Origin of the sequence: Azospirillum formosense (assembly GCF_013340925.1) — a bacterium.
GTDB classification, from domain to species: domain Bacteria; phylum Pseudomonadota; class Alphaproteobacteria; order Azospirillales; family Azospirillaceae; genus Azospirillum; species Azospirillum formosense.
The window spans coordinates 24,871-48,960 of record NZ_WHOR01000005.1 but is presented as its reverse complement, the minus strand read 5'-3'; the positions used below and the strand labels follow the sequence as shown (position 1 = coordinate 48,960).

At 67.5% G+C, this 24,090-nt stretch carries 23 protein-coding genes; 18 read left to right on the top strand and 5 right to left on the bottom strand.

What is annotated here, in order from left to right:
• Positions 1-158: 158 nt before the first annotated feature.
• Positions 159-974: a HugZ family pyridoxamine 5'-phosphate oxidase gene (locus tag GBZ26_RS01620; RefSeq protein ID WP_246653818.1), complete on the bottom strand. Its 816-nt coding sequence runs from the start codon at positions 972-974 to the stop codon at positions 159-161.
• A 398-nt stretch (positions 975-1,372) separates the two neighbouring features.
• Between GBZ26_RS01620 and GBZ26_RS01615 the strand changes: the two genes are divergently transcribed.
• From GBZ26_RS01615 to ptsP, 8 genes are all read left to right on the top strand, one after another.
• On the top strand, positions 1,373-2,068 hold the full coding sequence (locus GBZ26_RS01615) for a response regulator transcription factor (protein WP_174437305.1): 696 nt from the start codon (positions 1,373-1,375) through the stop codon (positions 2,066-2,068).
• Entirely contained in the window at positions 2,040-3,818 is a 1,779-nt protein-coding gene (locus GBZ26_RS01610; protein ID WP_174437304.1) for a stimulus-sensing domain-containing protein, read from the top strand. Before GBZ26_RS01615 ends, GBZ26_RS01610 begins: the two co-directional genes overlap by 29 nt.
• Positions 3,819-3,970: 152 nt before the next feature.
• Entirely contained in the window at positions 3,971-4,417 is a 447-nt protein-coding gene (locus GBZ26_RS01605) for a hypothetical protein (protein WP_174437303.1), read from the top strand.
• A 226-nt stretch (positions 4,418-4,643) separates the two neighbouring features.
• The gene (locus tag GBZ26_RS01600) at positions 4,644-5,045 is read left to right on the top strand and encodes an HPr kinase/phosphorylase (protein ID WP_343207249.1); all 402 of its coding nucleotides are present in this window, start codon (positions 4,644-4,646) and stop codon (positions 5,043-5,045) included.
• On the top strand, positions 5,042-5,965 hold the full coding sequence (gene rapZ / locus GBZ26_RS01595) for an RNase adapter RapZ (protein WP_174437301.1): 924 nt from the start codon (positions 5,042-5,044) through the stop codon (positions 5,963-5,965). Before GBZ26_RS01600 ends, rapZ begins: the two co-directional genes overlap by 4 nt.
• 122 nt (positions 5,966-6,087) lie before the next feature.
• On the top strand, positions 6,088-6,489 hold the full coding sequence (locus GBZ26_RS01590; RefSeq protein WP_174437300.1) for a PTS sugar transporter subunit IIA: 402 nt from the start codon (positions 6,088-6,090) through the stop codon (positions 6,487-6,489).
• Between the two features lie 4 nt (positions 6,490-6,493).
• Positions 6,494-6,838, top strand: a complete 345-nt coding sequence (locus tag GBZ26_RS01585; RefSeq protein ID WP_211104528.1) for an HPr family phosphocarrier protein — start codon at positions 6,494-6,496, stop codon at positions 6,836-6,838.
• The gene (gene ptsP / locus GBZ26_RS01580) at positions 6,828-8,600 is read left to right on the top strand and encodes a phosphoenolpyruvate--protein phosphotransferase (protein ID WP_174437299.1); all 1,773 of its coding nucleotides are present in this window, start codon (positions 6,828-6,830) and stop codon (positions 8,598-8,600) included. Before GBZ26_RS01585 ends, ptsP begins: the two co-directional genes overlap by 11 nt.
• Before the next feature lie 46 nt (positions 8,601-8,646).
• Here ptsP and GBZ26_RS01575 read toward each other — a convergent pair whose 3' ends face one another.
• The 4 genes from GBZ26_RS01575 to GBZ26_RS01560 all read right to left on the bottom strand — a co-directional run bounded on the left by GBZ26_RS01575 (position 8,647) and on the right by GBZ26_RS01560 (position 11,974).
• Positions 8,647-9,156: a hemerythrin domain-containing protein gene (locus tag GBZ26_RS01575; protein WP_174437298.1), complete on the bottom strand. Its 510-nt coding sequence runs from the start codon at positions 9,154-9,156 to the stop codon at positions 8,647-8,649.
• A 26-nt stretch (positions 9,157-9,182) separates the two neighbouring features.
• Complete coding sequence (locus tag GBZ26_RS01570; RefSeq protein ID WP_174437297.1) at positions 9,183-9,809, bottom strand: FmdE family protein; 627 nt, start codon at positions 9,807-9,809, stop codon at positions 9,183-9,185.
• A 159-nt stretch (positions 9,810-9,968) separates the two neighbouring features.
• Positions 9,969-11,033: a copper-containing nitrite reductase gene (gene nirK / locus GBZ26_RS01565; protein WP_174437296.1), complete on the bottom strand. Its 1,065-nt coding sequence runs from the start codon at positions 11,031-11,033 to the stop codon at positions 9,969-9,971.
• 290 nt (positions 11,034-11,323) lie between these two features.
• The gene (locus tag GBZ26_RS01560) at positions 11,324-11,974 is read right to left on the bottom strand and encodes a TetR/AcrR family transcriptional regulator (protein ID WP_174437295.1); all 651 of its coding nucleotides are present in this window, start codon (positions 11,972-11,974) and stop codon (positions 11,324-11,326) included.
• Positions 11,975-12,185: 211 nt separating this feature from the next.
• On the opposite strand from GBZ26_RS01560, the gene GBZ26_RS01555 reads away from it, so the two are divergent.
• The 10 genes from GBZ26_RS01555 to GBZ26_RS01510 all read left to right on the top strand — a co-directional run bounded on the left by GBZ26_RS01555 (position 12,186) and on the right by GBZ26_RS01510 (position 24,078).
• The gene (locus GBZ26_RS01555) at positions 12,186-13,085 is read left to right on the top strand and encodes a MaoC family dehydratase (protein ID WP_246653819.1); all 900 of its coding nucleotides are present in this window, start codon (positions 12,186-12,188) and stop codon (positions 13,083-13,085) included.
• A 4-nt stretch (positions 13,086-13,089) separates the two neighbouring features.
• Positions 13,090-13,974: a branched-chain amino acid ABC transporter permease gene (locus GBZ26_RS01550; RefSeq protein ID WP_014198513.1), complete on the top strand. Its 885-nt coding sequence runs from the start codon at positions 13,090-13,092 to the stop codon at positions 13,972-13,974.
• Positions 13,975-13,977: 3 nt separating this feature from the next.
• Positions 13,978-15,030: a branched-chain amino acid ABC transporter permease gene (locus GBZ26_RS01545; RefSeq protein WP_174437294.1), complete on the top strand. Its 1,053-nt coding sequence runs from the start codon at positions 13,978-13,980 to the stop codon at positions 15,028-15,030.
• Positions 15,023-15,745, top strand: coding sequence for an ABC transporter ATP-binding protein (locus GBZ26_RS01540; protein ID WP_174437293.1), 723 nt, complete (start codon positions 15,023-15,025; stop codon positions 15,743-15,745). Before GBZ26_RS01545 ends, GBZ26_RS01540 begins: the two co-directional genes overlap by 8 nt.
• On the top strand, positions 15,732-16,433 hold the full coding sequence (locus GBZ26_RS01535) for an ATP-binding cassette domain-containing protein (RefSeq protein WP_174437292.1): 702 nt from the start codon (positions 15,732-15,734) through the stop codon (positions 16,431-16,433). The genes GBZ26_RS01540 and GBZ26_RS01535 overlap by 14 nt, the downstream gene beginning before the upstream one ends.
• 55 nt (positions 16,434-16,488) lie before the next feature.
• A complete protein-coding gene (locus GBZ26_RS01530) occupies positions 16,489-17,745 on the top strand; it encodes an ABC transporter substrate-binding protein (RefSeq protein ID WP_174437291.1) in 1,257 nt (418 codons plus the stop codon).
• A 111-nt stretch (positions 17,746-17,856) separates the two neighbouring features.
• Positions 17,857-19,461: an AMP-binding protein gene (locus tag GBZ26_RS01525; protein ID WP_211104532.1), complete on the top strand. Its 1,605-nt coding sequence runs from the start codon at positions 17,857-17,859 to the stop codon at positions 19,459-19,461.
• A gap of 75 nt (positions 19,462-19,536) precedes the next feature.
• Positions 19,537-20,532, top strand: coding sequence for an MDR family oxidoreductase (locus GBZ26_RS01520; protein WP_174437290.1), 996 nt, complete (start codon positions 19,537-19,539; stop codon positions 20,530-20,532).
• Between the two features lie 736 nt (positions 20,533-21,268).
• Positions 21,269-22,771, top strand: coding sequence for an alpha/beta hydrolase (locus tag GBZ26_RS01515; protein WP_174437289.1), 1,503 nt, complete (start codon positions 21,269-21,271; stop codon positions 22,769-22,771).
• 23 nt (positions 22,772-22,794) lie between these two features.
• Positions 22,795-24,078 carry a patatin-like phospholipase family protein gene (locus GBZ26_RS01510; protein WP_174437288.1) on the top strand — a complete coding sequence of 428 codons (1,284 nt, stop codon included), beginning with the start codon at positions 22,795-22,797 and terminating at the stop codon, positions 24,076-24,078.
• The last annotated feature ends 12 nt before the right edge of the window (positions 24,079-24,090 follow it).

Below are 24,090 nucleotides of genomic sequence, written 5' to 3'. Positions count from 1 at the left end.
CCCGACGCGCCCCCCGGGCGCGCCCGATGTCCTGATTGGCAAGAGAGGGGTGGCCCGAGGGCCACAAACCCAAAACGGCAACGGGTCGGTCCGTTATGGTCCACTGACGTTTTCTCCTGGTTGCGCTCTTTTGCGCGCCGCTTGCCGCGGCGTCGTGGTTAGCCGTCACGATCATCCGAATCCACCGGCGAATCCACCGGCGAATCCACCGGGTCATCGGCGGCGCCGGGTGCGCTGCCGGGCACACTGCCGGTCGCGCTCTGGCGGGCCTGCCGGGCGAGCCCGGCGAGAGTGACCCTAGCGTCTTCGGGGTTTTCCACGCCGTGATCGAAATCAACCCGCGCCATTTCGCCGCTGCGGCGCAGGTCGCAGCCGTCGGGGTCGATGCCGGTCATCACCCACGGTTCGGCACCTTCCGTAGGGCGTCCGGCCAGAACCGTGGCGTACAGCCGCAAGGCGTCGGCGTGGTCGGCGTTCATGTGACTCAGGATGGCGCCCTCGGCCTCGGCCAGCGCCGCGGGAACGCCGGGCAGCAGCAGGTCGGTGCGGTCGAGCCACCGCACCCGGCCGAAGCCGGCCACCAGATGGGCGCGCTCCACCGACACCGCGTAGACGCTGAAATCGGTGAAACCGGCGTAGAGGGCCGCACCGGGATGGCGCGCCAGGAAGCGGGCGCGGTGGCGCGGCTCCTCCGAACGCTCGGCCCGTCCGAGAACGGACAGCCGCGGCCCGGACAGCGGCTCCGCCAGCCCCGCGGTTCCGTCGAACAGCAGGCCGACGCGCGGATCCCGCGCGATGTTCTTCGTGTGGTCGGCGAGGGTGGAGAGAAGAAGAAGAGGCGTGCCGTCCAGATCGAAGGCCACCTGGACCAGCGAGGGATAGGGCCAGCCGCCCCGGTCATCGTGTTGGCCATCGTGCCGGGCGCCTTCCCCGCGCAGGGCGGTGGACAGCGTCGCCAGACCGGCACCACGCATCAGACGCCTTGCGGCGCCTCCCGTATGGCCGCCGACGTCCGATGACGCCGCGGCGCCCGGCCCCGCTGGGGTCGGACGGATGGGGGACTCGTCGGAACTCATGCCCTGAAACGAATGCGTTCTCCCGCGCAGCACCGTTTCCCCGGCGCCGCATTGGTGCCATATTGGCCCAGACAAATAGGTTGGGAAAAGCGAAAAGTTGGCTTTTCATGCCTTTGCGCCGCCTCATGGGCATCGTGGAGCATAAGGAAAGCCCGCATTTCGAAATAAGACGAAACCATATCTTCCGTAGTAAGCGACCGTAACGGGCCGGTCATCCGCTGGAGCTGGCCGCCGGAGCTGGCCGCCGGAACCGGCGGTTGCCGAAACCGGGGTGTGCGATTGGGAACGCGAACGACATGTCTCACACCGTAGCGTTGGTGGACGACGACCGGAACATCCTGACCTCCGTTGCCATGGCGCTGGAAGCGGAGGGGTTCGAGGTGCGCACCTACACCGACGGCGCCGAGGCGCTGCGCGGCCTGACCCAGCGTCCGCCGGACCTCGCCGTGCTGGACATCAAGATGCCGCGCATGGATGGGATGGAGCTGCTGCAGCGCCTGCGCCAGACCAGCCACCTGCCGGTCATCTTCCTGACCAGCAAGGACGACGAGGTCGACGAGCTGATGGGTCTGCGCATGGGCGCGGACGACTACATCAAGAAGCCCTTCTCGCAGCGCCTGCTGGTCGAGCGCATCCGCACCCTGCTGCGGCGCGAGGCGGCGACCCGCGACAAGACCGCGCCGGAACCCGGCGTGCTGCTGACCCGCGGCCCGCTGGTCATGGACGGCGCCCGCCATTCCTGCACCTGGAACGGCCAGCCCATCGACCTGACGGTGACGGAGTTCCTTCTGGTGAAGGCGCTGGCCCAGCGCCCCGGCCATGTGAAGAGCCGCGACCAGCTCATGGACGCCGCCTATGGCGAGAACGTCTATGTCGACGACCGCACCATCGACAGCCACATCAAGCGGCTCCGCAAGAAGTTCAAGGCCATTGATTCCGACTTTGCGCAGATCGAAACGCTCTATGGCGTCGGTTACCGATACAGGGAGTGAGGTCCGCGGTCCGGACCACGCCCCTTCCCCGCCCGTCAAGCCCGGCGCCGCGCCGCGCGCCGCGTCCAGGCGCCGGGTGCGCGGCGTGCCGTCGCCGCTGACCCTGCGGATTCTCGCCGTCAACGTGCTGGCGCTGCTGCTGCTGGTCGGCGCCCTGCTCTATCTCGGCCGCTACCAGGACCGGTTGGTCCAGGCGGAGCTGGACGCGCTGGAGACGGAGGCGCGCATCTTCGCCTCCGCGCTCGGCGAGGGCGCGGTGCAGCGGGCCGCCGACGAGCCGGAACTGGGCCAGGAAAGCTACGAGCTGTCGCCGGAGCTGGGACGCCAGATGATCCGCCGGCTGGCGCTGGCGACGGAGACGCACACCCGGCTCTACGGGCCGGACGGGCGGCTGCTCTCGGACAGCCGGGTGCTGACCGGCTCGCCCGGCAAGATCGAGATCCAGGAGCTGCCGCTGCCGCCCTCCGGCGACCCGGCGTCCCGCGCGGTCAACGAATTCTACGCCCGTTTCATCGACGTGGTGCCGAGCCGGGAGAACCTGCCGCTCTACCGCGAGCCGCCGGGCCACGCCGCCGAATCGGCCGCCCCGCCGCCCAACGTGGAGCGCGCGCTGGCCGGCGAGAACAGCGCGACGGTGTGGCGGCTGGCCTCCCCGGTCGCCCGCTCCAACCTGCTGCTGACGGTCGCCGTTCCGGTCCAGCGCTACAAGGAGGTGCTGGGCGCGGTGCTGCTGTCGCGCAGCGGCACGGTGATCGACGAGGCCATCCGGTCGGTGCGCACCGACATCCTGCGCGTTTTCGCGGTGGCGCTTCTGGTCACGGTCCTGCTGTCGCTCTATCTGGCCGGCACCATCGCCCGGCCCATCCGCAAGCTGGCCCAGGCGGCCGACCGGCTGCGCACCGGCCATGGGCGCCACACCGAAATCCCCGACTTCACCCGCCGTGGCGACGAGATCGGGGAGCTGTCCGGCGTGCTGCGCGACATGACGGCAGCACTGTGGGCGCGCATGGACGCCATCGAGCGCTTCGCCGCCGACGTCGCCCATGAGATCAAGAATCCGCTGACCTCGCTGCGCAGCGCGGTCGAGACGGTCAGCCGCATCCAGGACCCGGCCCGCCGCGACAAGCTGATGGCGATCATCGCCGACGACGTGCAGCGGCTGGACCGGCTGATCAGCGACATCTCCAACGCCTCGCGCCTGGACGCCGAGCTGTCCCGCGCCGCGCTGGAGCCGGTGGACATCGGCGCGATGCTGCGTACGCTCGCCGACATCCACCGCACCACCGCGGAGGACGAGGACGGCGACGAGGACGGCAACGAGGACGGCGACGAAACGGAGGCTCCGCCGCAGGTCGTCATCGAACCGCCGCGCGGCGGATCCCTGACCGTGAGGGGGCTGGAGGGGCGGCTGACCCAGGTCTTCCAGAACCTGATCGCCAACGCCCTGTCCTTCTCGCCGCCCGGCGGGCAGGTCCGGCTGGCCGCCCGGCGCACCCCGGAGGGCGCGGTGGAGGTGACGGTCAGCGACGACGGCCCCGGCATCCCGGAGGGCAAGGAGGAGGCGATCTTCGAGCGCTTCTACACCGAACGGCCGGCGGGCGAGAAGTTCGGCACCCACTCCGGCCTCGGCCTGTCGATCTCAAAGCAGATCGTGGAGGCCCATGGCGGCACCATCCGGGCCGCCAACCGCCTCGGCCGCGATGGGGAGACGGTCGGCGCCGTCTTCACCGTGCGCCTGCCCCGCCCCTGACGCGATTCCGCAGGGTGGATGCGGCATAGTTGCAATTTGAGAAAAGATGTATGGACAAAGTCGTGGGTGCGGCGGATGCTCGATTCTGGTCATACCCGCGCCTGCGACGGCTGGCCTTTCGACAACCGGACGTCACCAACCGGAAGAGGGCCATGTCCGACATCAAGCCCGACCTCAAGCCGACCGCACCGCGCCCGGTCGACGGAGCCGCCCCGGCTTCGGCCACCCCGGCTTCAACCAAGGTCATCGACTTCCGCCGCTACCGGCTGGCCCGTCTCATCAACGACGCCAGCGTCCAGCAGGGCGAACTGGCGCGGATGATGCGGGTGTCGGCCAACGAACGGACGCAGCTGGCGGAGGCTCTCCAGGGCGCCCAGCGGCATTTGGCGACCATCGCCGACAGCTACACGCATCTGTTGACCCGGCTGGCCCGAGAGAAGGATTTCCGCACCGCCTGCCAGGAGGCGGCCGAGCTGGACGACCTGGACGAGATGATCCGGCGGCGCGACGCGCTGGCCAGCGAGTTGGCGGACATCCGCCGCGGCACCCGGTCGGGCCTGCGCTTGGGCCTGACCGCCGGCCGGGGCCCGTTGGGCTGAGGCCGGGACTCGGGCGGCGGGCACTGGACCATGGAGGGCGCACCGGCGCTTTCGAGGCGTATCAGGCGGGAAAAGGATGCATTTTCGGCATCCCATTGACAGAACCAGCGGCACGCCTCACTTTCGCGGGATCATGGTAACGATTCACGGCACCTGCGTCTTGGTCGGCACATGGAATGACAGCCATGGAATCGGCGGCGGCATACGGGGCGGAACGCCCGTCGGCGTGCTGCTGCGGGGGCCGTCGGGCAGCGGCAAGTCCGATCTGGCCTTGCGGATGATCGATGCGGGTGCCCTGTTGGTTGCGGACGACCGGGTGGAGTTGCGCGTGGACCAGGGCAGGCTGATGGCGACGGCGCCGGCGGCGCTGGCCGGCCTGCTGGAGGTGCGGGGCGTCGGCATCATGCCCGTGCCCGCCGCCACGGAAGCGGAAGTCGGGCTGGTCGTCGATCTGGTGCCGCGCGACGCCGTGGAGCGCCTGCCCGGAGAGGAGGCGGCGGACCTTCTCGACCAAACCGTGCCGCGCCTCGCCCTCTGCCCCTTCGACGCCTCGACCCCGGCCAAGCTCAGGCTGGCCGCCGGCGCCGCGCGGGCCGGTTCGCTGGGAAAGGTTCCGGACCTGCCATGACCGACCGCCTCCCCTTCGAAAGCCATCCCGCGGAACGGCCGGCGAGCCAGAACGGTCAACTCGTGCTCGTCACCGGCATGTCCGGAGCCGGCATGTCCATCGCCCTGAAGGCGCTGGAGGACCTCGGCTACGAGGCGGTGGACAACCTGCGCCTCTCGCTGGTCCCGGCGCTGCTGGAGCAGGCCGATCCCCGCAGGCGCCCGCTGGCCCTGGTCATCGACAGCCGCACCCGCGACTTTTCCGCCCACGCCATGCTGGAGGAGGTGGAGGCGCTGAAGGCCCACGCCGAGCTGGACGTGCGGCTGGTCTTCCTCGATTGCGGAGACGAGACGCTGCAGCGCCGCTTCACCGAGACGCGCCGCCGCCACCCGCTGGCCATCGACCGCCCGGTGCCCGACGGCATCCAGTTGGAACGCGCCATGCTGCTGCCGCTGAAGCAGCAGGCCGACGTGACCATCGACACCACGCAATTGTCGATCCACGACCTGCGCCGCATCCTGGCCGGCAACTTCCAGATCGGCACCCAGGCGGCGCTTCAGGTCTTCGTCACCTCCTTCTCGTTCCGGATGGGGTTGCCTCGCGAGGCGGACCTCGTGTTCGACGTACGCTTCCTGACGAATCCCCATTATGATCCGGAACTGCGACCGCTGACCGGCCTGGACCCCCGTGTGGCGGCGCGGGTGGAAAACGACCCGGATTTCGCCGAATTCTTCCGTCATCTGACGGACCTGTTGCAGCCGCTTCTGCCGCGCTACAACCAGGAGGGCAAGAGCTACCTGACCATTGCGATCGGCTGCACCGGCGGCAAGCACCGGTCCGTGTTCGTCGCCGAACGGCTGGCCGCGTGGCTGGGCGGGCTGGGCCTGAAGGTCGGGATCAGCCATCGGGAGCTGGACCGGCAGGCCCCGCGGACCGGCTGACGGACCAAGGTTGGACCAGAGGGGTTGACCAGGGGAGCGGATCGATCCGGATAAGGGATCGTTCATAAGTGCCGCAATATGAATGTGGCTTCGGGGGAGGCTCCAGAATTGAAGGATGTCCCATGATCGGTATGGTTCTGGTAACCCACGGGCGCCTCGCGGCAGAGTTCATCGCCGCGCTGGAGCATGTGGTGGGTGAGCAGCAGCAGGTGCGGGCCGTGTGCATCGGCCCAGACGACGACATGGAGCAGCGCCGTCAGGACATTCTGAACTCCGTTGCCGACGTGGACGACGGGGCCGGCGTCGTCGTGCTGACCGACATGTTCGGCGGGACCCCGTCGAACCTCGCCATCTCCATCATGGACAAGGCGAAGGTCGAGGTGATCGCCGGCGTGAACCTGCCCATGCTGATCAAGCTGGCCAGCGTGCGCCGCCAGGAGACTCTGACCCACGCCGTGGCCGCCGCGCGGGAGGCTGGGCAGAAATACATCAACGTCGCTTCCTCGCTGCTGTCGGACGGGTGACCCGATGAGTTCTCCGAACGAGAAGGCGCCCGACCAAGGCGCCCCTGGAATCGAAGGGCAGGCCCCCGAGGGCCGGAACCCCGAAATCTGCCAGACCGTCACCATCTGCAACCAGCGCGGCCTGCACGCCCGCGCGGCGGCGAAATTCGTGAAACTGGTCGCCACCTTCGACTGCGAGATCGAGGTGCGGCGCGGCGAGACGCAGGTGTCGGGCGAATCCATCATGGGCCTGATGATGCTGGCCGCCGGCCCCGGCACCTCGGTGGAATTGTACGCCTATGGCCGCGAGGCCGAAGAGGCCATGGCGGCGCTCGTGGATCTGATCACCCGCAAGTTCGATGAAGACTGACGTTCCGGCCGCCGGCCAGGGGCGGTCGTTGCGCGGGTTGGGCGTTTCGCCCGGCATTGCCATCGGCCCGGCCCATGTGGTGGAGAGCGGCGCCATCCGCGTCCCCGAATACACGCTCGCCGCCGACCAGGTGGAGGCCGAGGCCGCGCGCTTCGCCGACGCCTGCGGCAAGGCGCGCCGCCAGATCCGCAAGCTGAAGGCCAAGGCGCTGGTTCTGCCCGGCTCCGCGTCGGAGGAGATCGGCTTCCTTCTCGACGCCCATCTGGCGATGGTCACCAACTCCCGCCTGACGCGCGGCGTCGAGCGCCGAATCCAGCAGGAACTGGTCAACGCCGAGGCCGCGGTCCAGGCGGAGATCGCCACCATCGCCCAGACCTTCGCGAGCATGGAGGACAGCTACCTCGCCGGGCGGATCGCCGACGTGCGCGAGGTTGGTCGGCGGCTGATCCGCAACCTGATGCGGCACGAATACCAAGCCTTTTCCATGCTGAACCCCGGCTCGGTGATCCTGGCCGAGGAACTGACCCCGGCGGACACCGCCCTGCTCGACCCGCGCCGCGTCGCCGGCTTCGCCACCGTGCTCGGCGGCGCCGAGGGGCACACGGCGATCATGGCGCGGTCGCTGGGCATTCCGGCGGTGCTGGGCGTCGGCGGACTGCTGTCCGGGCTGAAGAACGGGGTCACGATCATCGTGGACGGGCTTCAGGGGCGCGTCATCATCGACCCCACCCCCGAGGTGCTGGAGGACTACCGGCAGCGTCGCGCCGAGCGGGAGCGCGAGCGCGAGCAGTTGAAGGGTCTGCGCAAGCTGCCCGCGGTCACCCGCGACAACACCGCGGTGACGCTCCAGGCCAATCTGGAACTGCCGCGCGATCTCGACCACGCTCTGGAGAACGGGGCGCAGGGGATCGGCCTGCTGCGCACCGAGTTCCTCTTCATGAACCGCGACCAGTTGCCGGACGAGGACGAACAGTACACCGTCCTGCGCTCCATCGTGGAGGGCATGGGCGGGCGCACCGTCACCGCCCGCACCATGGATGTGGGCGGGGAGAAGCTGGCCGGCTGGATGGCGGGCCGCTACGGCGAGCCGGCGAACCCGGCGCTCGGCCTGCGCGCGGTCCGGCTGGGCCTGCGCGAGCCGAAGCTGCTGGAGACGCAGCTCGCCGCCATGCTGCGGGCCGGGGTCCATGGGCCGCTGCGCATCCTGCTGCCGATGATCTGTTCGGTCGCCGAGGTGCAGCGCGTGCGCGAGATGATGGGCCAGGTGGCCCGCCGCCTGCGCCGCCGCGGCGTTCCCATCGCCGACCCGCTGCCGCCGGTCGGCGTGATGGTCGAGGTTCCGGGCGCGGCCCTGTCCGCCGATGCGCTGGCCTACGCCGCCGATTTCTTCTCCATCGGCACCAACGACCTGACGCAGTACACACTGGCCATCGACCGCGGCGACGAGCAGGTCGCCTCGCTTTACGACCCGCTGCACCCGGCGGTGCTGCGCCTGATCCAGTTCACCATCGAGGCGGCGTTGCGCGCCCGCATCCCGGTGTCGGTTTGTGGCGAGATCGCCGGCGATGCGCGCTACACGGCCCTGCTGCTGGGACTCGGCGTGCGCGCCCTGTCAATGGTGCCGCCCGCCATCCCCCTGGTGAAGCGGCGCATCCGCAAGCTGGACCTTCAGGAGGCCACCCGCCGCGCCCGCGTCATCATGGACCAGAGCGACAGCGGGCGCATCGCCGCCCTTCTGGACGACTTCAACGCCGTCGGCTGAGCAGCCTCCGCCATGACCGGTTCCCCATGGCGGCGCCGTCGTGTGGTCAATCGGAACCCGGGCCATCGCTGTAAGCCCGTGCAAGGGCGACGTCCTGGGCCGGCGTGAGCACGGCATCGACGGCACCAAGCAGTGCGGTCTCCTCCTTCTGAATGTGCAGAACGAGGCCGTCGATCAACTGCTGCCCGAAATGGCGGAAGACCGGCCAGCTTTCCTCATCGAACCCCTCACGCAGAGCCAGGGCGCATTGCCGGGCGACGCGGCGGACGAGTGGGCGCAAGGCCTCATGGTCGGTCGACAGGTCCACCGTCATCTCGTAGGCGCCGGCGGCGGCGATGGGCGGGAAGAGGCACTGTTCTTCCAAGATGAAATGCCGTTCGAGGTCTTGGCCCAGCTCCTTGCCAAGGGTGGCGAGCAGAGCGCGGCCGTCCGCGTCGAGATGCGGGATGTCGTCCTCGGTGGTGCGTTCGAGGTAGGCTTCGAAAGCGTTCAGGAGGTCGATGGTGCGGTGATGGTCGTCGTGCAGGAGTTGGCCGGTCCGGCTGTCGGTGTGCATGCCCAAAGTCTTCCGAAAAAAGGAGGTCACGCGCCGGATCGGCCATTCCAAGCGGCAAGCCCGACCAATCGTGGGTCGTCGGCGTGGTCCACCAGCATGCGCCGGACCCGCTCCTGCCACAGGATGCGGAACTGCACCGCTTCATCCGGCGATGCCGCGTGGGACAACAAACGTTGCAGAAGGTCGCGCATCGCCGGATCGACCGGCACGACGCCGCTGTCGAGCGTCGCTTGCACGCCCACCCCCGTGTCCGTGCGGACGAAGGCCATCGTCCCTTGAATGCCGACCCCGAAGGACAGGAGGTTCCGGCGATCGAAGCGCCCGCCGATGCCCATGAAGCCGGTGTTCTCCGTCGCTCCGGTCAGCAGCGTGGCGACGCTTGCCATCACGCCGGCCACGCCGTCGTCGGCGGCCTCGCGGACCGACACCGCAACGGCCCCGCGTTCGGGCACCTCATCAGGATACAGACGCTCCAACGACCGTACGGTCATCAGGTAGGCCCCCGCGACGGTTGGACAGGAATGGCCGGCCAACCGCACGGCATCGGCATAGCCGTAATGAATCAGGCCGCCCTCGGCCGCGCCGAGGAACTCGCTCAGCGGGTCGCGCAGGACGAGCCGCGGCGCCGCATCGTAAAAGGATGGAAAGGTCATAACCGGATCATGCCGCGACGATGACCGAGCCTCTTTGTGCCCGCGCAAACCGCGCGCCGTTCGGCGTGGCCGAGCACCAGCGGCAAGCAGGGAATGCCCACAATGGAAGGCGGGGGTTTCGACCCCCACCCTCCCCGTGCGCATCCCGTCAGGATGGGATCAATGCTTCATTTCGCCAAGCTGCTTGCGGGAATCGCCGCTCTTGTCGAGGATGATGCTGTCGTCCGCCTTGCCATCGACTTCCAGAATGCCGATGAGCCCCTTGGTGGCGCGGCTCAGAGCGTGGTCGACCAAGGCGTACTTGCCCGGGTAGTCGACCTTGAATTCCACCATCGTCGCCCCGCCGGGCGCCACCGTGACCGTCTGCACGTTTTTCAGCGGCGGCGTGTCCAGGGCACCGAGGTTGTGGACGCGATCGAAGATCTCGCCGATGACATGGAAGGACGAGGTGAAGTTCGGCCCGCCGACACCGAACCAGATGCGCACGGTTTCGCCCACGCTGGCCTTCAGCGGCTTGTCCTTCACCAGACCACCCACGGCGCCGTTGAACACCAGATAGCCGGGCTTCTCGTTCACCAAGCCGTCGTAGTCGTCTTCCGCCGCCGGCAGGTTCTTCGCCTTGGTGGCGTAGATCTCCTGCTGCATGACGTAGAATTCCTTGTCGACCTTCGGCAGACCGTCTTCGGGTTCGACCACGATCAGACCGAACATGCCCTTGGCGATGTGCTGGGCGACCATCGGGGTGGCGCAGTGATAGACGTAGACGCCCGGCGCCATCGCCTTGAACGAGAATTCCTTGGTCTGGCCCGGCTCCGCCTGGGTGATCTGTCCGCCGCCAAGGAAGCCGGTCGCCGCGTGGAAATCAATGGAATGGTTCATGACCGACCCCGGCGCGTTCGTCATGGACACGTTCACCGTATCGCCGACACGGACGCGGACCATCGGGCCGGGGACCTTGTTGTTGAACGTCCAGTACGTGTAGGTCGTGCCGTCATCCAGCCTGGCTTCGACCTCGGTCGTGGTCAGCACGACGTTGTGGGTCTTGGGCGCGCGCTTGCCCGCCGCTTCCGGCGCCGGGACCGCCGCGGGGTCCTGGACGATGTCGACCGCCGGTTCCTTGACCTTCGGCTCGGCGTACAGCGTGGTGGCCGATGCGGCGCCGATCCCGGACAGGGCGATGAGGGCGGCGGCGCTGACGGTGACGAGGAAGGTCTTGGTTTTCATGATGCAATCCAGGGCGATTGTTGCTTCCGAAGCCAACGTCCCAGATTTCGTGTCCCCGTTACTTGACGGCCGTCAAGAATTTGAAGAAAACGCGACACGCCCGCCACTTTCGGAATTGGTCTACTTTTATCACAATTGCAAGGAATCGCCTGCTGAAGGGAGGTGGTGAAGGGGGGCATGACACGCCTCGCCGCCGTCCGAGCCATCCCAAGGACCGTTCGACCACACAACGGCGCGGAACATGGATGAAGCCACCGCCGGCGATGCGCCGGCGGCCGCGACGTCCGGCGCTACGGTTGTTGGTCTCCGTACAGCCGATTGCTCGGGTAGCTCGGAAGGGGGCCGGCCGCCAGGCCGCGGCACAGGAGAGCCGCCGACGCCTGCGCGATCTCGTCGATGGTCCAGGCCCCCTCGGGCCGATGCCATTTCGTCACCCAGTTTGCGGCACCCAGGACGGAGAAGACGGCGAATTTCGGATCGCAGCGCAGGATGCTGCCATCCGTCACCCCGGTGCGCACGACGTCCTGCAAGCGGCGCTCGAAGGCATCGCGCTTCTCGATCACCACCCGCAACTGTTCGTCGCTGAGCGACCGCTCCTCCAGGATGACGACGCTGAAGCTGTCCTCGCCGATGATCGAAATGACATAAGCGACGAGACTGCGCCGCAACCGCTCAAGACCATTCAGTGACGGATCAGTGCAAATGGTTTCCAGCGCCTGGTCCGCCGCGGCCAGATGGCACTGAAAGAGAAGATCCTGCTTGTTCTTGACGTAATAATAGAGCGTGGCCTTGGATACTCCGAGAATATCGGCGATATCGATCAAAGATGTTCCGTGATAGCCATTTCGACGGAAGGCCGCGGCAGCGACTTTATAAAGCACCTCAAGCTTGAGGCTTCTCTGCTGCTCAGGGTTGAGGACAGATTTGTTCCAGCGTGCCATGTCGTCCGTTGCCTCAGCCTTCGCGATGTACCGCAACCCGCTTCACCAGCGTGTCCCCTTGGAACACAACCGGGCGTTCCGATCAAGCCCAGATCGACCTTCAGGGTGCTAATTTGACTCTCAAGTCGAAAAAACGTCTTGGGAGTTGACACATCGATCCCTGGGTCTGATTATTGGCCAAACAATCATGAATTGGGATTGGGGGGAGAGCATGGACAACGCGACGAGCAGGTCGCCGCGTGCTGAGCGTGCGCGCTGGGCGCAGCCGGGATTCAAATACCCGTCGCGCAGCGTCGCCCATTCCGCGGCCTATCAGGCCGAACGCCTGACCGCAGCCGATGTCGATCCCGCTCTTTACGGCGACCGCTACGAAGCCGGCCTGTTCGGGCTGGACTGCTTCGACTCGATGGTCGCCAGCGGCCTCGACATCGACGGCTACGTGTTCTTCTCGCAGGTCTATCGCCAGATCCGACCGTCCAGGGTCGGTGAACCGCTGACCGTGACCGGCTGGGTCCGCGACCTGCACCGGGTGAGAAAGGGCCACAGCGTCACCGAGCTCTACCACCTGACCGACGGCGAGGGCCGCGTCTGCATCGAGACCGAATTGACCGGCCTCCTCGCCGATCCGCCGGGCCAGACGCCGCAGAATTCCGGCAACGCACCGCCGATGCCGCGACGGGCGGAACCCCCGGCCGATGGCTGGACCCTGCTGCGCGAGAAGCAGGTGACGCCCGACAAGGTCCGCGTCTTCTCCCAGGATGTCGGCAACGACATCCACTTCGACGAGGAGTTCGCGCGCCGCCATGGGTTCCGCGCGCCACTGGCCCAGGGAATCATGACGGCGGTCTGGCTGTTGTCCGTGCTGGCGGACGAGCGCCCGCCCGCCGCCTTCGACGTCGAGGTGCGTTACCTGCGCCCGGTCTTCTGGGACTCCCGCGCCAGCCTCTGGGTCCGCCGCTCCGCCGACGGTGCCCTGGAGATGGTGCAGAGCCGCAACGACGAGGGCAAGGTCACGGCGGACATGCGGGTGAGGTCGTTGTCCTACGACCCGTTGTCCCATGGCCCGTTGTCCCATGGCCCGGCGCCATCCCAGACTCCGGCGGGAGGATGACGCCATGTCGGCCATCATCGTCCAGCTCGTGGTGTCCGGCCTCCTGCTCGGCGGCATCTACGCGCTGATCTCGATCGGGCTGACGCTGATCTTCGGCGTCTCCCGCATCAAGAACTTCGCCCATGGCGATTTCGTCATGGTCGGCATGTACCTGACCTATGTGCTGAACAGTTGGAGCGGCCTGGACTCCTACCTCGTCCTGCTGATCGTGACGCCGCTGATGTTCCTGTTCGGCCTGTTCCTGTCCTGGGCGATCATCCGTCCGATCCAGGGCGCGCCGCAGGTGGCGCAGATCTTCGCCACCGTCGGGCTGGGGCTGGTCTTGCAGAACGTCACGCTGATGATCTTCGGCGGCGATTTCCGCACCACAGCGTCGGTGTTCGCCGGCAAGGTGCTGCGGATCGGCGACATCGCCCTGCCGGCGCCGCTGCTGATCGCCTTCGCGGTCGCGATGGCGGTGGTCGCCGTCATCTATCTGTTCCTGAAAACCTCCTACACCGGCAAGGCGATGCGCGCGGTGGCGCAGGACCGGCGGTCGGCGTCGCTGATGAGCATCGACGTGAAGGGGATCGACCTGTTCACCTTCGGCCTCGGCACCGCCTGCGCCGGGCTGACCGGCGCCCTGCTGGCGCCGATGTTCCCGGTCTATCCGACGGTCGGCATCAACCTCGTGCTGATCGCCTTCGTGGTGGTCGTGCTCGGCGGTCTGGGCAGCATCGCGGGCGCCCTGATCGGCGGCCTGGCGATCGGCCTGATCGAGACGCTGAGCGGTTTCTTCATCGGTTCCGAGATGCGCCAGATGGCTTACTTTCTCGTCTTCCTGGCCGTGCTTCTGCTCCGTCCCGCCGGGCTGTTCGGTCAGCGCGGCTCCGAAAAGCTGGGGGCCTGACCCATGACGCTGACGTCCCTCCTGGCTCCCTACCGGCCGACCCGCAAGGGCCTCCTGCTGTCCCTGGCGATGGTCGCGGTCCTGGTGGCGCTGCCGTTGATCGCCGCCGATTCCTACACGCTGCACTTCCTCTGGAAGGTCCTGTTCTGGGCGCTGGCCGCCGCCGCCTGGAACATCGCCGGCGGCTACGCCGGGCAGTTCTCGCTGGGCCATGCCGCGTTCTTCGGGCTCGGCGCCTACGGTTCGACTCTGCTCTACATGCATTTCGGCCTGTCGCCCTGGATCGGCATGTTCGTCGGGGCAGCCGCCGCCGTGGCCTTCGCGACGCTGATCGGCGCGCTGACCCTGCGCCTTCAGGGGCCGTTCTTCGCGCTGGCCTCCATCGCCTTCGCCGAGGTGCTGCGCATCGCCATCGTCAACTGGCGCTCCTTCACCGGCGGGGCGGAAGGGCTGTCCCTGCCGTTCGACCCGAGCTTCGCCAACATGATGTTTTCCGACCGGCTCTGGTACGTCTACATCATGATGGCGGCGCTTCTGGTCGTGCTTCTCATCACCTACGTGCTGGAACGCTCCTGGATCGGCTACGCCCTGGCGGCCATGCGCGAGAACGAGGAGGCGGCCGAGGCGCTGGGCGTCGACACCGTGCGGACCAAGCTGTTCTCCATCGGCCTGTCGGCCTTCCTCAGCGCCATCGCCGGCACGCTCTACGCCAACTACATCCTGCTGATCGAGCCGTCCACCGTGCTCAGCATCGGCTTCTCGGTGGAGATCGCTCTGATCGCCATCATCGGCGGCATGGGCACGCCGCTCGGCCCCGTCCTGGGCGCGGTGCTCATCGTTCCGCTCAGCGAGTATCTCCGCGCGGAGTTCGCCGGCAGCCTTCAGGGCCTGTACCTGCTCGTCTACGGCGCGCTCCTCATCGTGATGGTCATTGTCCTGCCGCAAGGCCTGATGAGCGCCGTCCGCGCGCCGCGCGCCACCGCCCGGCGCCTGCGCGGGGCGTTTGGCGGGTCCACCCGTCGCCGTCCGGTCCGCAAGGAGAGCCGCCATGCTTGAAGTCCGGGGCATCAGCAAGCAGTTCGGCGGCCTCCGCGCCGTCAACGATGTCCATCTCCGCATTGGAGAGGGTGAGATCGTCGGCCTGATCGGTCCCAACGGGGCCGGCAAGACCACGCTGTTCAACTGCATCGCCGGGGCCTTTCCGCCGACGGAGGGGCAGGTGCTGCTGGAAGGCAGGAGCATCACCGGCCTGAAGGCGCATCAGGTCTGCCGCGCCGGGCTGGCCCGCACCTATCAGATCGTGAAGCCGTTCGGCGGGCTGTCGGTGCTCGACAACGTTGTGGTCGGCGCGATCAACCAGACGCACAACATCGCCGAGGCCCGCCGCATCGCCGAGGAGGCGCTGGTCCTGACCGGGCTGGCCGACCGCCGCGACGTGCCGGCCGCGAGCCTGCCGCTGCCCGGCCGCAAGCGCCTGGAAATCTCCCGCGCTCTGGCAACCCGGCCGAAGGTGCTGCTGCTGGACGAGGTCATGGCGGGCCTCAACCCGTCGGAGGTGGAGAAGGCCATCCTGCTGATCGAGGCCATCCGCGCGCACGGCGTCAGCATCCTGATCATCGAACATCTGATGCGGGTCATCACGGCGGTCAGCGACCGGATCGTGGTCATGAACCACGGCAGCAAGCTGGCCGAGGGGCTGCCGACCGACGTGCTGAACGACAAGGCGGTGATCCAAGCCTATCTGGGGGAGGACTTCGGTGCTCACGGTTAGAAAGCTCGATGCCTTCTATGGCGAGATCCAGACGCTCCATGGAGTCGACCTGGACGTCCGGGAAGGCGAGGTGGTGTCCGTCGTCGGCGCCAACGCGGCGGGAAAGACCACGCTGCTGAACGCCATTTCCGGCACGATCGAACGGTACGGGCGGGTGTCCTTCTTCGACCAGGACATCGGCTCCCTGCCGCCGCACGCGATCGCCCGGCACGGACTGGTCCAGGTGCCGGAGGGCCGGCGGCTGTTCCCCTTCATGACGGTGCGGGAGAACCTGGAACTCGGTGCCTTCGCTCCGCACGCCCGCGCCCACCGCGCGGAGAGTCTGGAGCGGGTCTTCGACCTGATGCCCCGGCTGCGGGAGCGCTCCGGCCAGCTCGCCGGGTCGATGAGCGGCGGCGAGCAGCAGATGTGCGCCATCGGCCGCGCGCTGATGGCGAAGCCGCGCGCGATCATGTTCGACGAGCCGACGCTGGGCCTCGCCCCGATCATGGTCGACGTGGTCTTCAAGCTGGTCCGCAGCATCAAGGAGACCGGGATCACCATCCTGCTGGTCGAACAGAACGTGAAGCATTCGCTCGCCATGTCGGACCGGGGCTATGTGCTGGAGAACGGCCACATCGTCCTGTCCGGCCCGGCGGCCGACCTGCTGACCGACCCGCGCCTGAAGGAAGCCTATCTCGGCGGCTGATCCGCGAGAGGGCAACGGCGCGACGATACAAAACACATAGGGAGGAAAAACCATCATGAGCTTGAAATCCATCCTCGCCGCGGCGGCCATCGCCGCGGCGGCGGCCGGTGCCGCCGTTCCGTCCCAGGCCGCCGATCCGCTGAAGATCGGCGTCCTGTTCCCGCTGTCCGGCCCGATGGCGCTGATCGGCAACGAGGCCTATCAGGCCGCCGAGGTCGCCCGCGACATGATCAACAAGCGCGGCGGCGTGCTCGGCCGTCCGGTGACCTACGCCGTCGCCGACGCGCCGGCCCCGACCGCCGCCAACGCCGAGGCGACCCGGCTGATCGTGCGCGAGAAGGTGCCGGTGATCGCTGGCAGCTACGCCAGTTCGCTTGCCCTGGCCGCCAGCGAGGTGGCGGAGCGCGAAGGCGCCCTGTACTGGGAGACCATCGCCGTCGCCGACAAGATCACCCAGCGCAAGTACAAGAACACCATCCGCCTGACCTTCAACGCGTCGATGATGGGCCAGACGGCGGCGGACTTCGCCAAGGACATCGCCGGCAAGCTGGGCAAGGACCCGAAGGATCTGCGGATCGCCGTGATCTCCGAGGATTCGGAGTTCGGCCAGTCGGTCGGCGACGCGGCGGCGAACCAGACGAAGACCCTCGGCATGCAGCTGGTCGCCAACGAACGCTACAGCCGCACGGTGAACGATCTGTCGTCGCTGGTGCTCAGCCTGAAGGCGGCCAAACCCGACGCGGTCATCGCGACCTCCTACCTGAACGACGCCGCCCTGTTCTGGCGCCAGGTCCGCGAGCTGGATCTCCACATTCCGGCCATGATCGGCATCGGCACCGGCTACGCGCTTCCCGACTTCCTCGCCGCGACGGGCGCCAGCGCCGACGGCATCTTCGACGTGGACGCCCCGGCCTCGCCGAACGTCTCCAACCTGCCGGAGGCGACGCAGAAGCTGTACGCGGAGTTCATCGAGGGCTTCCGCGCCAAGGAGAAGCGCGATCCGGGACCGCTGGGCCTGATCGCCTTCGGCGGCTTCTGGACCCTGTTCACGGACGTCATCCCGCGCGCGGGCTCGACCGATCTGGCGGCGCTGCGCAAGGCCGCCTACGCCACCGACCTGCCGGACGGCAGCCTGCTGACCGGCGCCGGGGTGAAGCTGAACCAGATCGGCGAGAAGGAAGCCGGGCAGAACACCCGGGCGCTGATCTCGGTCATGCAGTGGCAGGACGGCAAGCTGCAGGTCGTCTGGCCGCAGAGCGCCGCCAACGCCGAGATGCGCAAGGTTCCCCTGCCCAAGTGGAGCGACCGGTAACGGCGCCGGGCCATCGGCCCGACGGGACGGCTCCCTCTCCCAGGCTTGGGGGAGGGGACGTCCTTTTTGATCCCTCTTTCCAACGGCTCATCGGATGACGACAGGACCGTGATGACGCATGTGGCTCCCCCCTTCACCGTCACCCCCATCGACCAGTTGCGCCACGCCGCCGCGACGGCGCCCGGCGCGCGCGTCCGATGGAACGGGCACTCCCTGTCCTACGGGGATCTGCTGGACCGCAGCCTGCGCTGCGCGTCGGCGCTCCGGGGGCTCGGCGTCGGTCCGGGCGACCGGGTCGCCTTCTGGCTGCCGAACGGCATCCCGTATCTCGACCTGTTCTTCGCCTGCCTGCACATCGGCGCCATCGCCGTCTCGGTGAACACCCGCTTCCGCCGGGCCGAGGTGGAATCCATCGTCAGCCGCACCGGCGCGTCGGCCATCGTCGTCTGGCCCGGCTTCAAGAACATCCCGTTCCTGACCATGCTGGGCGAACTCGACCCGGCCGCGACGGCGTCGCTGCGTCTGGCGGTCCTGTGCGAAGACGATGGGCGGTCCGGCTTCCCGCTGCCGGGTGTGCGGGTCGTTCATCACCATGACCTGCTGGCCGAGGCGGCCGGCGAAAGCGCCGCGGCACCGGAGCTTCCCTGCATCATCTTCCCGACCTCGGGCACCACCGGTCTTCCCAAATTCGCCCTGCACCGCCAGGGCGCGGTCGCCCACCACGCCGCGCAGGTGGCGGTCGCCTTCGGCTATGACGCCGACGACGCCCATCTGCTGCAAGCCATCCCGTTCTGCGGCGTGTTCGGCTTCTCGCAGTTCGCCGCCACCCTGGCCGGCGGCGCGTCCGTCACGCTGATGAGCCTGTTCGAGCCGGAGGAGGCCCGCGACCTGATCCGGTCGCGGTCGATCACCCACCTGAACGGACCGGACGACCTCTTCAAGCGCCTGCTCGACGTCTGCCCGGAGGACAAGCCGTTTCCGTCCCTGCGCGACTGCCTGATCGCGTCCTTCAACCCGACCCTGGCCCTGTTCCCCGAAGAGGCGGAGCGGCGCGGCGTGCCGATGACCAACGGTTTCGGGATGAGCGAGATCTTTTCGTTCTTCTCACGACAGGCCCCGAACGCCCCGATCGGCCTGCGCAAGCTGTCCGGCGGCCATCCGGTCAATCCCAAGGCACGGGTGCGGGTGCGCGACACCGCCACCGGACAGGTCCTGCCGCCGGGCGGGATCGGCAGCCTGGAGATCGCGTCGGACACATTGTTCTGCGCGTATTTCGGCAATCCCGAAGCGACCCGCGCCGCCTTCACCGAGGACGGCTTCTTCATCACCGGCGATCTGGCGACGATGCGGGTGGATGGCGGCTTCATCTTCAAGGGCCGCAGCGGCGACGTCCTCCGTCTCGGCGGCTTCCTCGTCGATCCGGCGGAGATCGAGACGGTGCTGCAACGCGACGACAGCGTGGAGACCGCCGTGGTCGTCGAGGCGGCGACGGAGCGCGGCAACAAGCCCGTCGCCTTCCTGCGCCTGCGCGAGGGCGCCGTTCTCGACGAGGCCGCCCTGCGCGAGCGTGTCGGAGCCGCGCTTGCCGATTTCAAGATTCCGGCGCGTTTCGTCGTGGTGGACCAGTTCCCCACGGCGATGAGCCCCAACGGAGAGAAGATCCAGCGCGGCAAGCTGAAGGAGCGGGCGCAACTGGCGTTCTCCGCGGGCGGCTGACGCGCAGCGCGCACCGCCCCCGGCATTCAACACTTCCCGCAGCGATTCCCGTCGCCGCTAAACAAGGACCCAACCATGGCCGAAACTTTCAATGCCTTTGTGATCGAAGACGTCGACGGCAAGCCCAAGGGCGGCTTCAAGCAACTCACCCTCGCCGACCTGCCGGACAACGACGTGCTGGTCGAGGTTGCCTACTCCACCGTCAACTACAAGGACGGGCTCGCCGTCAGCGGCAAGGGACGCATCGCCCGCAAGCTGCCGATGGTCGCCGGCATCGACTTGGCGGGGACCGTGGTCGAATCCCGCTCCCCCGCCTGGAAACCCGGCGACAAGGTGGTGGCCAACGGCTGGGGCCTGTCGGAAACGCAGTGGGGCGGCTACACCCGTTTCCAGCGCCTGAAGCCCGAGTGGCTGACCCGGTTGCCGGACGTCTTCTCGCTCGAAGAGGCGATGGGCATCGGCACCGCCGGCTACACGGCGGCGCTCTGCGTCGATGCCCTGGAAAAATGGGGCGCGGTCCAGCCGGGCGGCAAGGAGGTGTTGGTCACCGGGGCCGCCGGCGGCGTCGGTTCGGTCGCGGTGGCGCTGCTCGCCAAGCGCGGCTATCCGGTGGTCGCCTCCACCGGCCGGCCGGAGACGCATGAGTACCTGCGCAGCCTCGGCGCCGGCGGATTCATCGACCGCGCCGCCCTCCAGGAAAAGGGCGCCCCATTGCAGAAGGAGCGCTGGGCCGGCGGCGTCGACTCGGTGGGTGGGCAGACGCTGGTCAACGCGCTGTCGCAGACGGTCTGGGGCGGTGCCATCGCCGCCTGCGGCTTGGCCGGCTCCTCCGATCTGCCGGGGACGGTCCTGCCGCACATCCTGCGCAGCGTGGCGCTGCTGGGCGTCGACTCCGTGATGGCACCGCCGGACCGCCGCGACGCCGCATGGACGCGGCTGGCCCGCGACCTGGACAAAGACCTGCTGAAGACGATGTATGAGGTGCAGCCCTTCGAGGCGCTGCCGGATCTGGCAAGCCGGATCCTGGCTGGCCGGATTCGCGGTCGCGTCGTCGTCGACGTTCGCGGCTGAGAAGGCGCCGCCTCCTTGCGGTGGCCACCCGCCTGCTCCGGGTGGCCACGGCATTGGTGCGAAGATCGGGGGACGGTGATCAACAAGCACCGCGGGCGAAGGATCGGCCCCCGCGAACGCCGTCATGCGGTCGAAAGGGGGCTTTGCGGTGGATGCGCGTCAATTGACGCGCCGGCCGTATCCGGCCAACAGGCCTACGGGACGGACAGCGTCCACGTTTCACACAAAGCTGACGCACAGCGCCGGGCCACGTTCCCGCCCATCCCAGGGACGGGCTCTGGTTTTGAAACACCGACGCGGAATGCGGCGCAGCCCAGATCGATTCCCATAATCACGCTGGCCTTCTCTATTATTCAGGCACTAAACAGCATTGATCAGGTACCGTTTTAGTTTTTAATAAGCATTTTCGTTGCAGCGGCTGCCATAAATTTAGTGTGACGCCATAACTCACAATGAATAGCCGGATTAGTCAATATGGAAGTCTTTCATCGGAAATGCCCTTTGCATAATATGGGTATGCCTGATCGCGTTGCGGCATGATCATTACGTTAAAATCCCTATACGACCGCTTGCGATGACCGAGGCTCCCGGCTGTGTGCGGGCGCCTCTCAAGACAGCCGTCGCCATGGGCGTGTTCCGGCTCGCCTCGGTTCCCCATGGGTCCGGGAACGCTCAAACTGGTTGCTCTGATTTGCGGTGGCCAAGCGAACCCTCTGAACTCGAAGGTCATATCTTCATGAGACTGTGGGTCCGCAAAATCGCAGGGAGAATCATCACGCTGCTCGTCGTGAGTGTCGTCGTTCTGCTTCTCGTGCGCGCCTATGACTCGCAACGTGGCCTGCCACTCGAGATTTGGCACACCTTCGTGCCACAGGAACTGCACGGGAAGGATCTGGAGAGCGGCGGCTGGACCGAATACATGACGTCGGAAGCGGCCATCTTCGACAGTGTCCGGGCGGAAGTCACCCAGAAACTGCCCCCGGGGGAGCGCGTCCCGGTCAACCGGTATTTCGATGGAAGCCCGATCTACCCCGGGCGGTTCGATCAGGACTGGAACCGTTCCTATGTGCTCGAACCCGACGGTCCCGTCAAAGGAGCGGTGCTGTTCCTGCACGGTTTGACCGACTCCCCTTACAGCCTTCGTCACATCGCCCGTCTTTATCAAGCGTACGGCTTTGTCGCCATCGCCATCCGGTTGCCCGGACACGGCACGGTTCCCGCAGGCCTGACGGATATCGCGTGGGAGGATTGGCTGGCGGCCACCCGGCTGGCGGCGCGGGAAGCGCAGCGGCGCATCGCTCCGGACCAACCGTTCCATGTGGTCGGGTTTTCGAACGGCGGCGCGCTTGCGATGATGTACGCGCTCGACGCCCTCGACGATGCACGGCTGAAGCGCCCCGACCGCATCGTTCTGATCTCGCCGATGATCGGGATCACCGCATTCGCGCGCTTTGCCGGGCTGGCCGGTTTGCCCGCGATCTTCCCCCCCTTCGCGAAAGCCGCCTGGCTCGGCGTGGTGCCGGAATTCAACCCCTTCAAGTACAACTCGTTTCCGGTCAACGGCGCGCGGCAGTCGCATCTGCTGACCTCGGCCCTTCAGAGCCGGATCGCGAACCTTGCGGGCCATGGCCGGCTGGACGGCCTCGCCCCGATCCTCACCTTCCAGTCCGTGATGGACTTCACCGTCAGCACGCGCGCGATCCTGTCCGGACTGTACGCCCACCTGCCCGCCAACGGCAGCGAACTCGTGCTGTTCGACGTGAACCGCAACACCAAGTTCGGCCCGCTCCTGAGTTCGGCGTCCGACACCATGCTGGCGCGCATCCTTCCCGATCCGCCCCGCCGGTTCAGAACCACGATCATCACCAACGCCGATGCGGAGCGCCCCGACGTGGTCGCACGCACGACGGAGGCCGGTGCGGAGACGGAACAGGTGCAGGAATTGGGGCTGGTCTATCCCCCCGACGTCTATTCGCTCTCGCACGTCGCCCTTCCCTTTCCGACGACCGACTCCCTGTACGGCCTGCACCCCGATCCCAACGAGGATTTCGGCATCCACCTGGGCGCGGTGGCCGCCCGGGGGGAGCGTGGAGCGCTGATCGTCAGCATGGATGCCCTGCTCCGCATGTCATCCAACCCCTTCTTCCCCTACCTGCTGGGGCGGATTGAGGAAGCCTTGGCGCATGAAGCGTCCGGGGAAACGTCCGGACACCCCCTGCCCAACGACCGGTCCCCCTGAACACCCTGGAAGGCGGTGAAGACATGGCCACCAAGAAGGTCGCGATCGCTTGCCAGGGGGGAGGAACGCACGCCGCGTTCACCTGGGGCGTCCTGAAAACCATCCTGACGACGAAACAGGGCTGGGACAAAACCCCACGGGACGGCGACACCTTCGACATCGTCGCGATCAGCGGCACGTCGGCGGGCGCGCTGTGCGCGCTGGCGGCGTGGTACGGCCTCGCCCCGAACACCGCCGACACGGCGTGCGGCACCATCGGCAAGGCCGTCGAGCGCCTGGACTTCCTGTGGACGACCTTCGCCGCGACCACCCCGGTGGAGACCGCCCACAACCATCTGGTCGCCGCCCTCCTGGAGTGGAAGTCGCAGGGTCTGCCGTTGCCGGCGGCCAACCCCTACGCCGCCGTCGGTCAACTGGGACTGGCCGGCCTCAACATGATGGGAGCCCGCTGGCAGTATCTTGGGTTTCCGGAGTTGCTGAAGGACCTGTGTCCGCATTTCGACGCGATCGATTGGCCGCGGGTGGCCGAAGCCGACATCCGGATTCTTGCGGGCGCCATCGAGGTGCTCAGCGGCAATTTCGAGGTGTTCGATTCCAACAAGACCCTCGAACAGATGGGCCTGCGGCCGGACGGCCGGGAGATCAACCAGTACGACATCACCCGCTGGCGCATGCGCCGGGCGATCTCGTTGGAAGGCGTGGCGGCGTCGGGAACGCTTCCGGAAGTCATGCCCGCGCAGGTCATCCCCGGCATGGTGTTCCCGACCTGCGTGCCGGGCCGCACCGTCACCCGCAACGGGTTCTATTGGGATGGCCTGTATTCGCGCAATCCGCCGGTGCGCGACCTTCTCGACGGCAGGGTGAAGGACGACAAGCCGGACGAGGTCTGGATCGTGCGCATCAACCCGCAGGAGTTCCATCCCGCCTCCCCGAACATCGGTCTCGAGGACATCCGGGACCGGGAGAACGATCTGGCCGGCAACCTGTCGCTCAACCAGGAACTGGACGCCATCATGACGATCAACCAATGGATCGAGCGGCACGGAAACGAACGCCCCCCGCTGGACACCCACAAGATCGTCGCGGTCCGGACCATCAAGATGACCCGCGACACCGCCTGGGGCCTCAAGCACACCTCGAAGTTCAACCGCAGCCTGGATTACTTCGCGGCGCTTCGCGAGGAGGGGCGAACCGTCACCGAACAGTGGCTGGCGGACTGGCGCAGGCTCGGCAAGGACTTTCCCCGCTATCCCTACGACGCGCGCTACCCCGAGCCGCCCCAGCCGCCTTCGCACGGAGCCCCCTGAGCAGGCCCCACG

What these genes read in the sequence shown, in the direction of transcription:
- GBZ26_RS01620 (WP_246653818.1), bottom strand. Translation starts at nt 974, where the DNA reads ATGCGTGGTGCCGGTCTGGCGACGCTGTCCACCGCCCTGCGCGGGGAA.
- GBZ26_RS01615 (WP_174437305.1), top strand. Translation starts at nt 1,373, where the DNA reads ATGTCTCACACCGTAGCGTTGGTGGACGACGACCGGAACATCCTGACC.
- GBZ26_RS01610 (WP_174437304.1), top strand. Translation starts at nt 2,040, where the DNA reads ATGGCGTCGGTTACCGATACAGGGAGTGAGGTCCGCGGTCCGGACCAC.
- GBZ26_RS01605 (WP_174437303.1), top strand. Translation starts at nt 3,971, where the DNA reads ATGTCCGACATCAAGCCCGACCTCAAGCCGACCGCACCGCGCCCGGTC.
- rapZ (WP_174437301.1), top strand. Translation starts at nt 5,042, where the DNA reads ATGACCGACCGCCTCCCCTTCGAAAGCCATCCCGCGGAACGGCCGGCG.
- GBZ26_RS01590 (WP_174437300.1), top strand. Translation starts at nt 6,088, where the DNA reads ATGATCGGTATGGTTCTGGTAACCCACGGGCGCCTCGCGGCAGAGTTC.
- GBZ26_RS01585 (WP_211104528.1), top strand. Translation starts at nt 6,494, where the DNA reads ATGAGTTCTCCGAACGAGAAGGCGCCCGACCAAGGCGCCCCTGGAATC.
- ptsP (WP_174437299.1), top strand. Translation starts at nt 6,828, where the DNA reads ATGAAGACTGACGTTCCGGCCGCCGGCCAGGGGCGGTCGTTGCGCGGG.
- GBZ26_RS01575 (WP_174437298.1), bottom strand. Translation starts at nt 9,156, where the DNA reads ATGCACACCGACAGCCGGACCGGCCAACTCCTGCACGACGACCATCAC.
- GBZ26_RS01570 (WP_174437297.1), bottom strand. Translation starts at nt 9,809, where the DNA reads ATGACCTTTCCATCCTTTTACGATGCGGCGCCGCGGCTCGTCCTGCGC.
- nirK (WP_174437296.1), bottom strand. Translation starts at nt 11,033, where the DNA reads ATGAAAACCAAGACCTTCCTCGTCACCGTCAGCGCCGCCGCCCTCATC.
- GBZ26_RS01560 (WP_174437295.1), bottom strand. Translation starts at nt 11,974, where the DNA reads ATGGCACGCTGGAACAAATCTGTCCTCAACCCTGAGCAGCAGAGAAGC.
- GBZ26_RS01555 (WP_246653819.1), top strand. Translation starts at nt 12,186, where the DNA reads ATGGACAACGCGACGAGCAGGTCGCCGCGTGCTGAGCGTGCGCGCTGG.
- GBZ26_RS01550 (WP_014198513.1), top strand. Translation starts at nt 13,090, where the DNA reads ATGTCGGCCATCATCGTCCAGCTCGTGGTGTCCGGCCTCCTGCTCGGC.
- GBZ26_RS01545 (WP_174437294.1), top strand. Translation starts at nt 13,978, where the DNA reads ATGACGCTGACGTCCCTCCTGGCTCCCTACCGGCCGACCCGCAAGGGC.
- GBZ26_RS01540 (WP_174437293.1), top strand. Translation starts at nt 15,023, where the DNA reads ATGCTTGAAGTCCGGGGCATCAGCAAGCAGTTCGGCGGCCTCCGCGCC.
- GBZ26_RS01530 (WP_174437291.1), top strand. Translation starts at nt 16,489, where the DNA reads ATGAGCTTGAAATCCATCCTCGCCGCGGCGGCCATCGCCGCGGCGGCG.
- GBZ26_RS01525 (WP_211104532.1), top strand. Translation starts at nt 17,857, where the DNA reads ATGACGCATGTGGCTCCCCCCTTCACCGTCACCCCCATCGACCAGTTG.
- GBZ26_RS01520 (WP_174437290.1), top strand. Translation starts at nt 19,537, where the DNA reads ATGGCCGAAACTTTCAATGCCTTTGTGATCGAAGACGTCGACGGCAAG.
- GBZ26_RS01515 (WP_174437289.1), top strand. Translation starts at nt 21,269, where the DNA reads ATGAGACTGTGGGTCCGCAAAATCGCAGGGAGAATCATCACGCTGCTC.
- GBZ26_RS01510 (WP_174437288.1), top strand. Translation starts at nt 22,795, where the DNA reads ATGGCCACCAAGAAGGTCGCGATCGCTTGCCAGGGGGGAGGAACGCAC.